The 14,075-nt window shown below is 69.8% G+C and carries 11 protein-coding genes and 1 tRNA gene; 10 read left to right on the top strand and 2 right to left on the bottom strand.

What is annotated here, in order from left to right:
- Positions 1-4 precede the first annotated feature (4 nt).
- The 7 genes from rodA (at position 5) to H8F25_RS15105 (ending at position 9,657) form a co-directional block, all read left to right on the top strand.
- Positions 5-1,288 carry a rod shape-determining protein RodA gene (gene rodA / locus H8F25_RS15135; protein ID WP_197211119.1) on the top strand — a complete coding sequence of 428 codons (1,284 nt, stop codon included), beginning with the start codon at positions 5-7 and terminating at the stop codon, positions 1,286-1,288.
- Positions 1,279-2,658 (top strand): sensor histidine kinase KdpD, encoded by a 1,380-nt coding sequence (locus tag H8F25_RS15130; protein ID WP_197211118.1) that lies wholly within the window; start codon positions 1,279-1,281, stop codon positions 2,656-2,658. Before rodA ends, H8F25_RS15130 begins: the two co-directional genes overlap by 10 nt.
- A gap of 139 nt (positions 2,659-2,797) precedes the next feature.
- Positions 2,798-3,229 (top strand): photosystem I reaction center subunit II PsaD, encoded by a 432-nt coding sequence (locus tag H8F25_RS15125; protein ID WP_197211117.1) that lies wholly within the window; start codon positions 2,798-2,800, stop codon positions 3,227-3,229.
- Positions 3,230-3,298: 69 nt separating this feature from the next.
- The gene (locus H8F25_RS15120; RefSeq protein ID WP_197211116.1) at positions 3,299-4,936 is read left to right on the top strand and encodes an anthranilate synthase component I family protein; all 1,638 of its coding nucleotides are present in this window, start codon (positions 3,299-3,301) and stop codon (positions 4,934-4,936) included.
- The gene (gene gshA / locus H8F25_RS15115) at positions 4,936-6,093 is read left to right on the top strand and encodes a glutamate--cysteine ligase (RefSeq protein ID WP_197211115.1); all 1,158 of its coding nucleotides are present in this window, start codon (positions 4,936-4,938) and stop codon (positions 6,091-6,093) included. The genes H8F25_RS15120 and gshA overlap by 1 nt, the downstream gene beginning before the upstream one ends.
- 55 nt (positions 6,094-6,148) lie before the next feature.
- Positions 6,149-9,178 (top strand): phosphoenolpyruvate carboxylase, encoded by a 3,030-nt coding sequence (gene ppc / locus H8F25_RS15110; RefSeq protein ID WP_231596890.1) that lies wholly within the window; start codon positions 6,149-6,151, stop codon positions 9,176-9,178.
- A gap of 23 nt (positions 9,179-9,201) precedes the next feature.
- Positions 9,202-9,657, top strand: coding sequence for an N-acetyltransferase (locus H8F25_RS15105; protein ID WP_197211113.1), 456 nt, complete (start codon positions 9,202-9,204; stop codon positions 9,655-9,657).
- Positions 9,658-9,888: 231 nt separating this feature from the next.
- Here the strand turns inward: H8F25_RS15105 and H8F25_RS15100 are convergent.
- A tRNA-Arg gene (locus tag H8F25_RS15100) sits at positions 9,889-9,962 on the bottom strand.
- Between the two features lie 134 nt (positions 9,963-10,096).
- Here H8F25_RS15100 and recF point away from each other — a divergent pair.
- Together recF and speD are read left to right on the top strand one after the other, a co-directional pair.
- Positions 10,097-11,194: a DNA replication/repair protein RecF gene (recF, locus tag H8F25_RS15095; protein WP_231597388.1), complete on the top strand. Its 1,098-nt coding sequence runs from the start codon at positions 10,097-10,099 to the stop codon at positions 11,192-11,194.
- A gap of 74 nt (positions 11,195-11,268) precedes the next feature.
- Positions 11,269-11,766, top strand: coding sequence for an adenosylmethionine decarboxylase (speD, locus tag H8F25_RS15090; RefSeq protein WP_197211111.1), 498 nt, complete (start codon positions 11,269-11,271; stop codon positions 11,764-11,766).
- A gap of 118 nt (positions 11,767-11,884) precedes the next feature.
- Here the strand turns inward: speD and larE are convergent, their stop codons facing one another.
- A complete protein-coding gene (gene larE / locus H8F25_RS15085) occupies positions 11,885-12,802 on the bottom strand; it encodes an ATP-dependent sacrificial sulfur transferase LarE (RefSeq protein ID WP_197211110.1) in 918 nt (305 codons plus the stop codon).
- A 63-nt stretch (positions 12,803-12,865) separates the two neighbouring features.
- Here larE and H8F25_RS15080 point away from each other — a divergent pair, with 63 nt between their 5' ends.
- On the top strand, positions 12,866-14,068 hold the full coding sequence (locus tag H8F25_RS15080; RefSeq protein WP_197211109.1) for a cob(I)yrinic acid a,c-diamide adenosyltransferase: 1,203 nt from the start codon (positions 12,866-12,868) through the stop codon (positions 14,066-14,068).
- Positions 14,069-14,075: the final 7 nt, after the last annotated feature.

Here is a 14,075-nt window from a genome sequence, read left to right as displayed (position 1 = left end):
AGCGATGGCCGTGCTGAGCGCCCGCGGCCGGCGTCGCGGCGCCTGGCCATCGCGACGGGGTGCCCTGCGGCGACGCCTCGGCCAGATCGACTGGATCCTCTGGGGCGTGCCCCTCGGTCTGTGCCTGATCGCCGGCGTGCTCATCGCCAGCACCCAGCGTCAGGCTGACTACGCCGACTGGTATCAGCACTGGGTGACGGCCGGCGTGGGCATGGCGGTGGCCCTGGGCCTCTCGCGCATCCCCGTCGGGCACTACCGCCACTGGCAGGGGCCCATCTATGGGGCCATGGTCCTCAGCCTGATCGCCGTGCGGCTGGTGGGCACCTCAGCCCTGGGGGCCCAGAGCTGGATCAACATCGGCGGCTTCTATGTGCAGCCCTCGGAGTTCGCCAAGATCGGCGCCATCCTTCTGCTGGCCGGGGTGCTGGCGCGCCACCCGATCGACCGCCCCGTGGATCTGCTGCGCCCTGTGGCGGTGATCGCGCTGCCCTGGTTGCTGGTCTTCGTGCAGCCCGATCTGGGCACCTCGCTGGTGTTCGGGGCGATCCTGCTGGTGATGCTGTTCTGGGCGGGCATGCCGCTGCACTGGCTGATCCTTGTGCTCTCGCCCCTGGTCACCGCAATCGTGGCCGGCGTGTTCCCCTGGGGTCTGCTGGCGTGGGTGCCGCTGATGGCGCTGCTGGCCTGGCGCTCTCTGCCCTGGAGACGCCTGGGCCTGGCGGTGGTGCTGGCGGTGCAGGGGGCCTCCGCCGTGGCCACGCCCTGGCTGTGGCAGCACGGCCTCAAGCCCCACCAGCGCGAGCGGCTCACCATGTTTCTCGACCCCTCCCAGGACCCTCTCGGCGGTGGCTATCACCTGCTGCAGAGCACGGTCGGGATCGGCTCAGGCGGTTTCTGGGGCATGGGCCTGATGCAAGGGCAGCTCACCAGGCTGCGCTTCATCCCTGAGCAACACACGGATTTCATCTTCAGCGCCCTCGGCGAGGAGACGGGCTTCCTGGGCTCCGTGCTCGTCGTAGCCGCCTTCGCCCTGCTGATGGCCCGGCTGCTGCGGATCGCCAGGCAGGCCAGCAGCGACTACGAATCGCTTGTGGTGATCGGTGTCGGGACGATGCTGATGTTCCAGGTGGTGGTGAACATCAACATGACGATCGGGCTGGGGCCCATCACCGGCATCCCACTGCCCTGGCTCAGCTACGGACGATCCTCCCTGCTGATGAACTTCATGGCTCTCGGCCTGTGTGCCTCGGTGGCCGGTCGCACCCGCGCCCTGCAGCGATGGTGGTGAGCCTCGCGGAGCTGCGCAGCCGGCTGTCGCTGGATGTTCCCCCCGGTCGCGGTGACGAGGACAGCGTGCGGCGTCAATGGTGGGCTGCCCTTGCCACCCTGCAGGAGGATCTGCTGGCGCCGGGACCGGGCGCCGACCGGGGCCTGTGGCTCGCCGCCCCTCTGCCGGCGTTGTATGAGCCGCGCCTGCTGCGCCGCCTGCAGGGCTGGGTGTGGGCGCCGGAGGGAGTGGAGCAGCTCCTGCCCACCGGCGCGCCGCTGCTGCCGGGACGCCACGAGTCCCGGGAGACCGCCGAGCCCTTCGGCTTCCAGCGCCTGCCGCTGCACCCGGACGACGGCACCGATCCACTGCTGCTGCTGATCACACCGGCGGTGCAGGTGGCCCTCGCCCTCGATGGGCCTCCCCAGGCCCGGCGCCTGATCGTGCGCTTCGACGCCGAAGTGCTCGCCGGCGCCCTCCAGCTTGTGCTGCAGCGTCTCCAGGAGGAGCAACCTGCGGCCGCCGCCGCCCTGGCAGCGGCCCTGCAGGCCCTCGGCCCGCTCGACAATGACCCGGAGCTGGCGCTGCAGTTCTGGCCCCGGCTGGCCGAACGCCTGGCCGCGATCGCCCCCAGCGTCACCCTGCAGCCTCTGGCCTCACCGCGCCCCGACGGCACTGCCGGCGAGCTGGAGCTTCTGGAGGCCCTCACTCACGAGGTGCGCACGCCGCTGGCCACGATCCGCACCCTGATCCGCTCCCTGCTGCGCCGCCGCGAACTGACGCCGCTGGTGCGTCAGCGCCTGGAGCAGATCGACAGCGAGTGCAGCGAGCAGATCGACCGCTTCGGCCTGATCTTCCTGGCGGCCGAGCTGCAGCGCCAGCCCGGCAGCGGCCAGCCCCTGGCCGCCAGCGAGCTGGCCCGCACCGACCTCAGCCGGCTGCTGGAGGCGATGGAGGAGCTGTGGCAGCGTCAGCTGGCCCGCCGCGACCTGACGCTGCAGCTGCGCATCCAGCCGGGGCTGCCGCCGGTACTCAGCGATCCCACCCGGCTCGAGACGATGCTCGGCGGCCTGATGGATCGCTTCAGCCGCGGCCTGCCCAGCGGCAGCCAGGTGCGACTCAGCCTGCAACCAGCGGGGTCCCGCCTGAAGCTGCAGCTCAGCAGCAAGGCCGCGGGCGCCACCGGCCTGGCGGAGGAGGAACGAGAGACCGGCGAGACGACCGCCGCCGAGCGGGTGGGCCCGGTACTGAGCTGGAACCCCGCCACCGGCAGCCTGCAGCTGAGCAGCGAGGCGACACGCCGTCTGTTCCATCGCCTGGGAGGACGGCTCACCGAACGCGATGGCAGCTCCTTGATCGTGTTCTTCCCGCTGGCCGAACCGATGGGCTGAGAGCGCCAGAGGCGCCGTTGCCAGCGCGCCCTTCGTGCAGGCCGACGCAGCGTTTGTCGACGAGTGTGAAGAGTGCCGCGACCGGGCCCGAGCGACCAAAAACACGGTGCTAGCTTCCGCCTGTAACGGTCAGCGAGCCATGCCAGCGACTGCCCTCACGGGTCAACTTCCCAAGCACATCGGCAGCACCGGTGGTCTGCTGAACTCCGCCGAAACCGAAGAGAAGTACGCCATCACCTGGACCAGCAGCAAGTCCCAGGCGTTCGAGCTTCCCACCGGTGGCGCCGCCCTCATGAACGAGGGCGAAAACATCATGTATTTCGCCCGCAAGGAGCAGTGCCTGGCTCTGGGCACGCAGCTGCGCACGAAATTCAAGCCTCGGATCGAGGACTACAAGATCTATCGCATCTATCCCGGCGGCGACACCGAATATCTGCACCCCAAGGACGGCGTCTTCCCCGAGAAGGTGAACGAGGGTCGCGCGATGGTGGGCCACAACCCCCGCAGCATCGGCGCCAACCCCAATCCCGCCGGACTCAAGTTCAGCGGCAAAGCCACCTACGACGCCTGATCCGTTCCGGCGAGCATCTTGAATGGCGGGGCCCGGGGCCCCGCCTTTTTTCTGCCTGTCCATCGCCCGATGCCCGCACCCGCCCGCTCACCCGACCGCGATGCCTTCCTGGCGGAGGCCGCCCGGGCGCGTTCCGGCGACCGCTTCGCCTTCGGCGGCCACACCCTGATCCCGCTGTGGAAGCGCTGGCCCGCCGACCTGGAGACGCCCCTGACCACCTGGCTGAAGGTGGGCGCCGGCCGTGGCCACGGCGTGCTGCTGGAGTCCGTCGAGGGGGGCGAACGGCTCGGCCGCTGGAGCTTCGTGGTCAGCGACCCGCTGTGGACCCTCACCTCCCGGGGCGAGCGCAGTGAGCGTCGCTGGCGCGATGGGCGCCACGACGAGCTCCAGGGCAATCCCTTCCAGCTGCTGCGCCAGTGTCTGGCACCGCTCAGCCCGGCGCCGGTACCGGGGCTGCCGCCGGTGGGCCAGCTGTTCGGCTTCTGGGGCTACGAGCTGATCCGCTGGATCGAGCCCACCGTGCCGGTGCACGACGCCCCTGCCAACGCGCCGCCGGACGGCTGCTGGATGCTTGCCGACAGCCTGCTGGTGTTCGACCAGGTCCGGCGCCAGATCACCGCCCTGGCCTACGCCGACCTCTCCGGGGCCGATGGGCACCCGGTGGACGCCGAACACGCCTGGCACCATGCCGCCGGCCGCATCGCCGCTCTGGAGGCACGCATGCATGAGCCACTGCCCGCCTCGGTCACCCCGCTGAGCTGGCATGACGCCTCCACCGATCAGGTGATGCACGACCTGGCGATCCGCAGCAACGTCGAGCGGGCCAGCTTCGAAGACGCCGTGCGCCGCGGCGAAGCCCACATCGAGGCCGGCGACGTGTTCCAGCTGGTGCTCAGCCAGCGGCTGGAGACGCGGATCGAGCGCGATCCCTTCGACCTCTACCGCAGCCTGCGGATGGTCAATCCGTCGCCCTACATGGCCTTCTTCGACTTCGGCGACTGGCACCTGATCGGCTCCAGCCCCGAGGTGATGGTGAAGGCCGAGCCCCTGGAGGACGGCACGGTGCGGGCCTCGGTGCGGCCGATCGCCGGCACCCGGCCCCGCGGCGGCGATGAACAGGAGGACAGCGCTCTGGAGGTGGAGCTGCTCGCCGATCCCAAGGAGCGGGCCGAACACGTGATGCTGGTCGATCTGGGCCGCAACGACCTCGGGCGTGTCTGCCGGCCGGGGAGTGTGGCCGTGGGCGACCTGATGGTGATCGAGCGCTACTCACACGTGATGCACATCGTCAGCCAGGTGGAGGGCCTGCTCGCGCCTGACCGGGACATCTGGGATCTGCTGATGGCCTGCTTCCCCGCCGGCACGGTCAGCGGCGCCCCCAAGATCCGGGCGATGCAGCTGATCCACGACCTCGAGCCCGACGCCCGCGGGCCCTATTCCGGCGTCTACGGCGCCGTCGACCTGCGCGGTGCCCTGAACACCGCGATCACCATCCGCACGATGGTGGTGCTGCCCGAGCCTGCTGCGGCGGGCAGCTCACGGCGCGGCTGGCGGGTGCAGGTGCAGGCCGGCGCCGGCATCGTGGCCGACTCCCGCCCCGAGGCCGAGTACGAAGAGACACTGAACAAGGCCCGGGGCATGCTCAAGGCCCTGGCCTGCCTGCTGCCGGAGGCGACCGGCGGCGGTCACGGCACGGAGCGGCCGTGATGGCGGCAGCGCGTCTGCTCAAGGGGTTCGAAGTGGAGATGTACACCGGCCGCCCGGACGGCCAGGTGGTGGGTTGCGCCGCCGAGGCGGCGGCCGCTCTGGCGGACTTCGTCACCGAACCCGACAACCGCAACCTCGAGTACACCACCCCGCCAGAGCCCAGCTACCGCCACCAGCTGGAGCTGCTGCTGGAGCCCCGTCGCCGCCTGCGGGCCTGGCTGGCCCCCCGCGGCCTCACCCTGCTGCCGGGCAGCACCCTGAGCCTCGGTGACAGCCACCGCTTCGAGCGATCAGCCCCCGAAAACCCATATCACGACACGATCGAGGCCGCCTACGGCACGCGGGTGGTCACCGCCAGCGTGCACATCAACCTCGGCATCGAGGCGATGCAGCCCCTGTTCGCCGGCCTGCGGCTGCTCCGCTGCGAGGCGGCGCTGCTGCTGGCCCTGAGCGCCAGCTCCCCCTTCCTGGACGGCGAGAGCTGCGGCGTGCACTCGCAGCGCTGGCTGCAGTTCCCGCTCACACCGCCCCAGGTGCCGCTGTTCACCGATCACGCCCATTACATCCGCTGGATGGAGGAGCAGCTGGCGGCCGGGGCGATGTTCAACGTGCGCCACCTGTGGACGTCGGTGCGGCCCAATGGCGACGACCGCCCTCACGACCTCAACCGCGTCGAGCTGCGGATCTGTGATCTGATCGCCGATCCGCTGGAGCTGCTGGCGGTGACCGCCTTCGCCGAGCTGCGCCTGCAGCGGATCCTGCGCGACCCGGAGCCGCACGACCCGCTGATGTGCAGCCGCCTGGGAGGCGCGGAACTGGCCGCCCTGGCGGATGCCAACGACCGCGCCGCCGCCCGCAGCAGCCTGGAGAGCACCCTCTGCCACTGGCGCGACGGACGACCGATCGAGGCGCGCCGCTGGCTGGAGCAGGAATTGACGGAGCTGGCGCCGCTGGCGTCCGAACTGGGGCTGAGCACGGCTCTCAGCCCGCTGGAGACCCTGCTGGAGCACGGCAATCAGGCGATGCGTTGGCAGAAGCGCCACCGCCGCGGGGAATCGATCGCAGCGATCGTGGCGAGCGCCGCCGCCGAACTGGCCGAGCGGGAGGAACAGCTGATGGCATGGCTTGCGACAGATGCGTCGCACGCTTTGAGATGATGATGGGTCGTTCTCTTCACCGTCTGCCCCCATGCGGCAGCCCTCCGCAGCGCCCATGGCCGTGACGCCCGTGCCCAGCCCCGCTCCGGAAGCCCTCCCCAGCGCTCCCCACGCCGCCGGCCTGAACGAGGCCGCTCCCCGGGTGATCCGGCTGCTGTCAGAGAGGCTCGAGCTGGTCGAGGACCTGTGGCAGTCGGTGCTGCGCAGCGAGTGCCCACCCGACCGGGTGGAGAGGTTGCTGCGGCTCAAACAGCTCAGCGGTCCGATCACCCCCACCGAGCTGGCGGACGAGAGCAGCGTCGACACGGCGGGCATCGTGCAGCTGATCCGTGAGATGGATCTGGCCGACGGCATCGCCGCTGCGCGCGCCTTCTCGCTCTATTTCCAGCTCGTCAACATCATCGAGCAGCACATCGAGGAGGACAGCTATCTCGAGAGCCTGCGCAGCGCCCCCCAGGTGGTCAGCAGCGACCCGTTCGTGCCCCCTCTGGCCCGTCAGAGCGAGCCGGCCACCTTCCGGGAGCTGTTCGAGCGGCTGCGGGGACTGGGGGTGCCGCCCGCCCAGGTGGAGACGCTGCTGCGCGAGCTGGACATCCGCCTGGTGTTCACGGCCCACCCCACCGAGATCGTGCGCCACACGGTGCGCCACAAGCAGCGGCGCGTGGCGGCCCTGATCCAGAGGCTGCAGAACTGCAATCCCCTCAATCCCTCCGAGCACGACCGGCTGCGGCAACAGCTGGAGGAGGAGATCCGACTGTGGTGGCGCACCGACGAGCTGCACCAGTTCAAGCCGACGGTGATCAACGAGGTCGACTACGCCCTGCACTACTTCCAGCAGGTGCTCTTCGACGCCATGCCGCAGCTGCGCAGCCGCATCCGCACCGCCCTGGCCAGCAGCTACCCCGACGTGGTGCCGCCTCGCGACGCCTTCTGCACCTTCGGCTCCTGGGTGGGTTCCGACCGCGACGGCAACCCCTCGGTGACGCCGGAGATCACCTGGCGGACGGCCTGCTTCCAGCGTCAGCTGATGTTCGGCCGCTACATCCGCGCCGTTGAGGAGCTGCGCGACCAGCTGAGCATCTCGATGCAGTGGAGCCCGCCCAGCAAGGCGCTGCTCGAATCGCTCGAGCTCGACCGGCTGCGCTTCCCCGACATCTACGAGGAGCGGGCCACCAGTTATCGCAAGGAGCCCTACCGGCTCAAGCTCAGTTACATCCTCGAGCGACTGCGCCTCAGTGCCCGGCGCAACGAGCAGCTCGCCGAGGCCGGCTGGGAGTCACCCTGTGATGGCCCAGCCACGGTTCCCGGGGAGGGATCCTTCGGCCTGCCGGCCATCGGCACCCCCAGTGTCGATCTGCACTTCGCCTCCGCGGAAGAGTTCCGCAACGACCTGGAGCTGATCAAGGAGAGCCTCGACGCCACCGGTCTGCGCTGCGAGGCCCTGCGCGATCTGCTCACGCAGGTGCACATCTTCGCCTTCTGCCTGGCCAGCCTCGACATCCGCCAGGAGAGCACCCGGCACAGCGATGCCATCGACGAGCTGAGCCGCTACCTGCAGCTGCCGGTGCCCTATGGCGAGATGGACGAGGAGCAACGGATCACCTGGCTGCTGTCGGAACTGCAGACCCGCCGGCCGCTGCTGCCGCCGGCGGCCCGCTGGAGCCCCGCCACCGCCGAGACCTTCGCGGTGTTCCGCATGCTGCAGCGCCTGCAGCAGGAGTTCGGCACGCGCATCTGCCGCACCTATGTGATCTCGATGAGCCACACGGTGTCGGATCTGCTGGAAGTGCTGCTGCTGGCCAAGGAGGCCGGCCTGGTGGATCCGCTCGCCCAGCGCTCCGAACTGCTGGTGATTCCATTGTTCGAGACGGTGGAAGACCTGCAGGGGGCGCCTGCGGTGATGGGGCGTCTGTTCGCCGAGCCCTTCTACCGCCAGCTGCTCACAGCGAACACCGACTCCGGTCAGCCGCTGCAGGAAGTGATGCTCGGCTATTCCGACAGCAACAAGGATTCGGGTTTCCTCTCCAGCAACTGGGAGATCCACCGCGCCCAGATCGCCCTGCAGCGCCTGGCGGACGATCACGACATCGCTCTGCGCATCTTCCACGGCCGCGGCGGCTCGGTCGGCCGCGGCGGTGGCCCGGCCTACCAGGCGATCCTGGCCCAGCCCGGCGGCACGCTGAAGGGGCGGATCAAGATCACCGAACAGGGCGAAGTGCTCGCCTCCAAGTACTCGCTGCCCGAGCTGGCCCTCTACAACCTCGAGACCGTCACGACGGCGGTGCTGCAGAACAGCCTCGTCACCACCCCGCTCGATGACACGCCCAGCTGGAACGCTCTGATGGAGCGGCTGGCGGCACGTTCGCGCGATCACTACCGCGCGCTGGTGCACGACAACCCTGATCTGGTGGCCTTCTTCCAGCAGGTCACCCCGATCGAGGAGATCAGCAAGCTGCAGATCTCCAGCCGACCGGCGCGGCGCAAGGGCGGCGCCAAGGATCTCTCCAGCCTGCGCGCCATCCCCTGGGTGTTCGGCTGGACCCAGAGCCGCTTCCTGCTCCCCAGCTGGTACGGCGTCGGGGCGGCCCTGCAGGCAGAGCTGCAGCAGGATGCGGGCCAGATGGAGCTGCTGCAGCTGCTCTACCAGCGCTGGCCGTTCTTCCGCATGCTCATCTCGAAGGTGGAGATGACCCTCGCCAAGGTGGACCTCGACCTGGCCGGTCACTACGTGCGCTCGCTGGGACGCGACAGCCACCGCGAGGCCTTCGCCGCCATCCTTGAGGCGATCGCCAGCGAATTCGCCCTCACCCGCGATCTGGTGCTGGCGATCAGCGGTCACGAGCGCCTGCTCGACGGCGACCCTGCCCTGCAGCTGTCGGTGGAGCTGCGCAACCGCACGATCATCCCCCTGGGCTATCTGCAGGTGGCCTTGCTGCGACTGCTGCGTGACCAGAACCGCCAGCCACCGATGAGCGAGGGAACCGCCAGGGCCAGCGATGGCCGCACCTACAGCCGCAGTGATCTGCTGCAGGGGGCGCTGCTGACGATCAACGGCATCGCCGCCGGCATGCGCAACACCGGCTGATCCCCTCCCGCAGCGCTGTTCCCTTGCTTCCGTTCCGCAGCCAACCGCCACAGCCCCGCCTGCGGGAGGGCTACCAGCTCCTCTGGCAACCGCCGCTGGAGGTCGAGGAGCTCAACCGCCTGCTCGAACTCTGCGGCGAGCGGCCCCGGCCCAGCGGCCGCTGGCAGCTGGTGCTCGAGCGCAGCACCTGGCATCTGGGCGTCCGCGACGACGCGGAGCGACTGGTGGGCTTCCTGCGAGCCACCAGCGATCTGGCCCTCAACGCCAACCTCTGGGATCTGCTCAGCGATCCTGGTGATCCGGGCCGCGGTGACGTTCTGGCGGTGCTGGTGCACGCCGGGCTGGGGCGGCTGCGGCGCGAGCTGGGCGGCTGCAGCGTGTCGCTGTCGGCGCCACCGGAGGCACTCAGCGCCCTGAACCGGGTTGGCTTCGTGCTCGATCCCGGCGGCATCCGGGCGATGGGCCGCGACCTGCGCTGAGCCCTGTCGCACCGACGTCAGGCCCCGACACGGAGGGATGCCACAACGGACGGAGCGGTCCGCGGATTCAGGGCGAATCCGCTGCTGTGGCGTCAGGGGCATGCACAGCCTCGCGGCCGGAAGCCGCTGGGCGCAGCACGCGGGACGGGCTGTGCGCCGGAGCGGACAGGGGCCGGGATGGCCCGCTGCAGAGCATGAAAAAGCCTCCCTCAGGACTGGGGAGGCAGACGACGAGCATGGAGGGACTCGAACCCCCGACATTCAGAACCGGAATCTGACGCTCTATCCAACTGAGCTACATGCCCACAACGTGATCACGCGGCCGATGCGAACGGCATTCGGACTGGGTGGCGACGCGCAGGGGCCAACCGGCGATCGGCAGGCAGGACTTACCTTAACCGCTCACCGCGCCAGACCGATCCGGCTGCATCGCCTGGAGATCCAGCACTTCCGCAACCTCGCGGCGCTGGAACTGGAACTGCAGGCGCCACGGCTGCTGGTGATCGGGGCCAACGGCCAGGGCAAATCCAACCTGCTCGAAAGCGTCGAGCTGCTCACCAGCCTGCGCTCCCATCGCTGCGGCCAGGATCGCGATCTGATCGCCCATGGCCACAGCGGCAGCCGCCTGCGGGCCACGACCACCGAAGGCGACACGCTCGAGCTGCAGCTGCGCCACCGCGGCGGCCGCCAGGCCCTGCGCAACGGCCGACTGCTGGAGCGCCAGCTCGATCTGCCCGGCAGCCTGCGCTGCGTCGGCTTCAGCGCCCTCGATCTCGAGCTGGTGCGGGGCGAACCGGCGCTGCGTCGGCACTGGCTGGACCGGGTGGTGCTGCAGCTCGAACCCATCTACGCCAACCTGCTGCGCCACTACGGCCGACTGCTGCGGCAGCGCAGCCAATTGCTGCGACGTGGCCTCGCGGAAGGCAGCCAGGACGCCCTGCTGGATGCCTTCGACGTGCAGATGGCCTTGCTCGGCACCCGCCTGCATCGTCGCCGCTGGCGGGCCCTGCGGCGCCTGGAGCCGCTGGCGGCAGCCTGGCAGGAGCGGATCGGCGGCCAGGGCGAACCGCTGACCCTCGCCTACCGCTGCGGCACTGCCCTGGAGGGGGATCTGGGCCCGGACGACGACGAGGAGCGCTGGCGGCCGCTGCTGGAGCGCAGGCTGCGGGAGCAGCGCGGCGAGGAGCGGCGCCTGGGGCAGTGCCATGCGGGCCCGCACCGTGATGAGGTGGAGCTGCTTCTGGCCGAGCGGCCGGCGCGCCGCTATGGCTCGGCGGGGCAGCAGCGCACCCTGGTGCTGGCCCTCAAGCTGGCCGAGCTGGACCTGGTGAGCCAGGTGGTGGGTCAGCCCCCGCTGCTGCTGCTCGACGATGTGCTGGCGGAGCTCGACCCCCGCCGTCAGCAGCTGCTGCTCGAGGCGGTGGGCACGGGACACCAGTGCCTGGTGAGCGCCACCCATCTCGGGGTGTTCAGCGAGGACTGGCGCCTCGCCGGCCAGGTGGTGCGCATGGAGGCGGGTCGGGTGTGTGTGGAATGAGCCACAGCCGGGCAGAGCCGGGTGCACAGCGCTGCCAGGCCCTATGGTGTTGAGCCCTCTCGTCAGGACCCCTGATGAACCAGAGCCTGCCCTGCCTCCACCCGCACCCCGGATGGACCGCAGCCGACAGTCAGTCTTCCTCCTCCTTCGCCAGCCAGCAGACCCCGACGGCCTCCACCACCGACGCGGTAGGCAAACATTGCATCCTCGAGCTCTACGACTGCGACTCCTCGCGGCTCGACGACGAAGCCTTTCTCAGGGACACCATCACCACCGCTGCAAAACGTGCTGGTGCCACCCTGCTCAACCTCATCACCCACCGCTTCCAACCTCAGGGAGTGACGGGCCTGGCTCTGCTGGCCGAATCTCATATCTCGATTCACACCTGGCCGGAATCCGGCTATGCGGCTGTGGATGTTTTCACCTGCGGCGATCACACCATGCCTGAGAAGGCCTGCCAGGTGCTCTGGGAGGAACTCGGCGCCGGACGCCACAAGCTCACCAGCTTCCGCCGCGAAACGCCCACCTGCATCGAGGGGAGCGACCGGGAACCTGAGCTGGCGGCTGCCTGAGCGCTGCGGCTGGCCGCCTTCCGGTCTCCGAGTCGGCAAGCCTGTGAGGAGACGGAACACCGTCTCCTTTTTTGTTGGACAGCACCGCGCCAGCGACGTCCCTCTGAGAACGGTTGCCTCACGACCGGGAGAGGGGGATCTCGGGAACGCCCCCACAGGTCAGCCCAGGCGCGGCATGGGCGGCGGCCATTGGCAGGGATCGGTTGAGCTTGCCGCTCACCAGCCCCTCAAGGTCGAGCCCCACCGCCGTGAAGCCGAGCTGCCGGAACGCCTCCAAAAGCTGGAGCCGCAGGGGGCCGGCGGCCAGTGCCTGCAGCGCCTGCGGCAGCTGATCGGCAGGCAGCTCAATGCGGGCGCTGTCCCCCTGGCTGCGCACCCGCAGCTCAGCGAAGCCCCGCTGGCGCAGCCAGTCCTCCGCCGCGGCGACACGCCTCAGGCCGTCGGCGTGGATCGGTTCGCCGTAGGGAAAACGGGAGGCCAGGCAGGGCTGGGCCGGCTTGTCCCACCAGGGGAGTCCAAGGGCCCGCGACAGCTGGCGCACGCCTGCCTTGTCCACACCCAGCTCAGCCAGGGGGGAGCGCACACCGAACTCACGGGCGGCACGGATCCCGGGCCGGTGATCGCCGAGGTCGTCGCGGTTGACGCCATCGAGCACCACCGCCCCGCCGGCGGCGGCGGCGATCGGCGCCACCACGCTGTGCAGCTCACGCTTGCAGGCGTAGCAGCGGTCCGCCGGATTGGCGCTGTAGGCGGGATCCTGCAGTTCGGCGGTGGGCACCTCCCGATGGGCAAGGCCCAGCCAGCGGGCCTGCTCGCGCGCCTCCCGCAGCAGATGGGGAGCCAGCGCGGGTGACACGCCGGTGATCGCCAGGGCATTGGCGCCGAGGGCCTCCACCGCGAGGGCCGCCACCAGGGCGCTGTCGACGCCGCCGGAATAGGCGACCACCACACGCTCGTAGCCCGCCAGCCGCTGTCGCAGCGCCACCAGGGCCACCTCCAGATCGGCGGGGAGCGTCTCCAGCAGGGAGAAGGACATGGCGGCGATCCTGGCAAACGGATCGCCGGTGCTGGGTAGCATCCAGATCGGAGCGTCCTGTCCATGGCCCCCGCGAGCAGCACCCAGACACCCCAGCGGGGCACCGGACGGGGGATCGGCATCCGCACCGCCGCCGGCAGCGACGAACGCGTCCACGGTCAGCTGCACGTCTATGACGGCGACGGCAAGGGCAAGAGCCAGGCGGCGCTGGGTGTGGTGCTGCGCACCATCGGGCTGGGCATCTGCGAGCGACGGCAGACACGGGTGCTGCTGCTGCGCTTTCTCAAGGGCCCGGGCCGCTCCTACGACGAAGACGCCGCCATCGAGGCCCTGCAGCAGGGCTTCCCGCACCTGATCGACCAGGTGCGCACCGGCCGCGGCGACTACTTCAATGCCGAGGAGGTGACCCGCTTCGACCGCCAGGAGGCGCAGCGGGGCTGGGACATCGCCAAGGGTGCGCTGGCCAGCAACCTCTACTCGGTGGTGGTGCTCGATGAGCTGAACCCCGTGCTGGACCTGGGCCTGCTCGACGTGGACGAGGTGGTGCGGGTGCTGGCCACCAAGCCGGCGGGGATGGAGATCATCTGCACCGGCCGCGGAGCGCCGCGCGAGCTGATTCAGCTGGCCGATCTGCACTCGGAGATGCGCGCCCATCGCCGCCAGCTCCCTGGCGACCTCGAGGAGGCGGAAGGAGCCATCCCCCTGAGCCGCGGCCTCGACGGGATCGAGATCTACACCGGTGAGGGCAAGGGCAAGAGCACCAGCGCCCTGGGCAAGGCGCTGCAGGCGATCGGTCGCGGCATCAGCCAGGACAAGAGCCACCGGGTGCTGATCCTGCAGTGGCTCAAGGGCGGCAACGGTTACACCGAGGACGCCGCCATCGCGGCCCTGCGCGAAAGCTATCCACACCTGGTGGATCACCTGCGCTCCGGCCGCGATGCGATCGTCTGGCGGGGCCAGCAGCAGCCGATCGACTACGTGGAGGCCGAGCGGGCCTGGGAGATCGCCCGCGCCGCGATCGCCAGCGGCCTGTACAAGACGGTGATCCTCGATGAGCTCAATCCCACCGTCGATCTGGAGCTGCTGCCGGTGGAGCCGATCGTGCAGACGCTGCTGCGCAAACCCGCCGAGACCGAGGTGATCATCACCGGCCGCTGCAAATCAAGGCCTGCCTACTTCGATCTGGCCTCGGTCCACTCTGAGATGGTATGCCACAAGCACTACGCCGAGCGCGGCGTCGATCTCAAGCGCGGGGTTGATTACTGAGGGGTGG

Origin of the sequence: Synechococcus sp. CBW1004 (assembly GCF_015840715.1) — a bacterium.
Classification (GTDB): Bacteria; Cyanobacteriota; Cyanobacteriia; order PCC-6307; family Cyanobiaceae; genus Cyanobium.
This window is presented reverse-complemented; position numbering and strand designations above follow the sequence as displayed.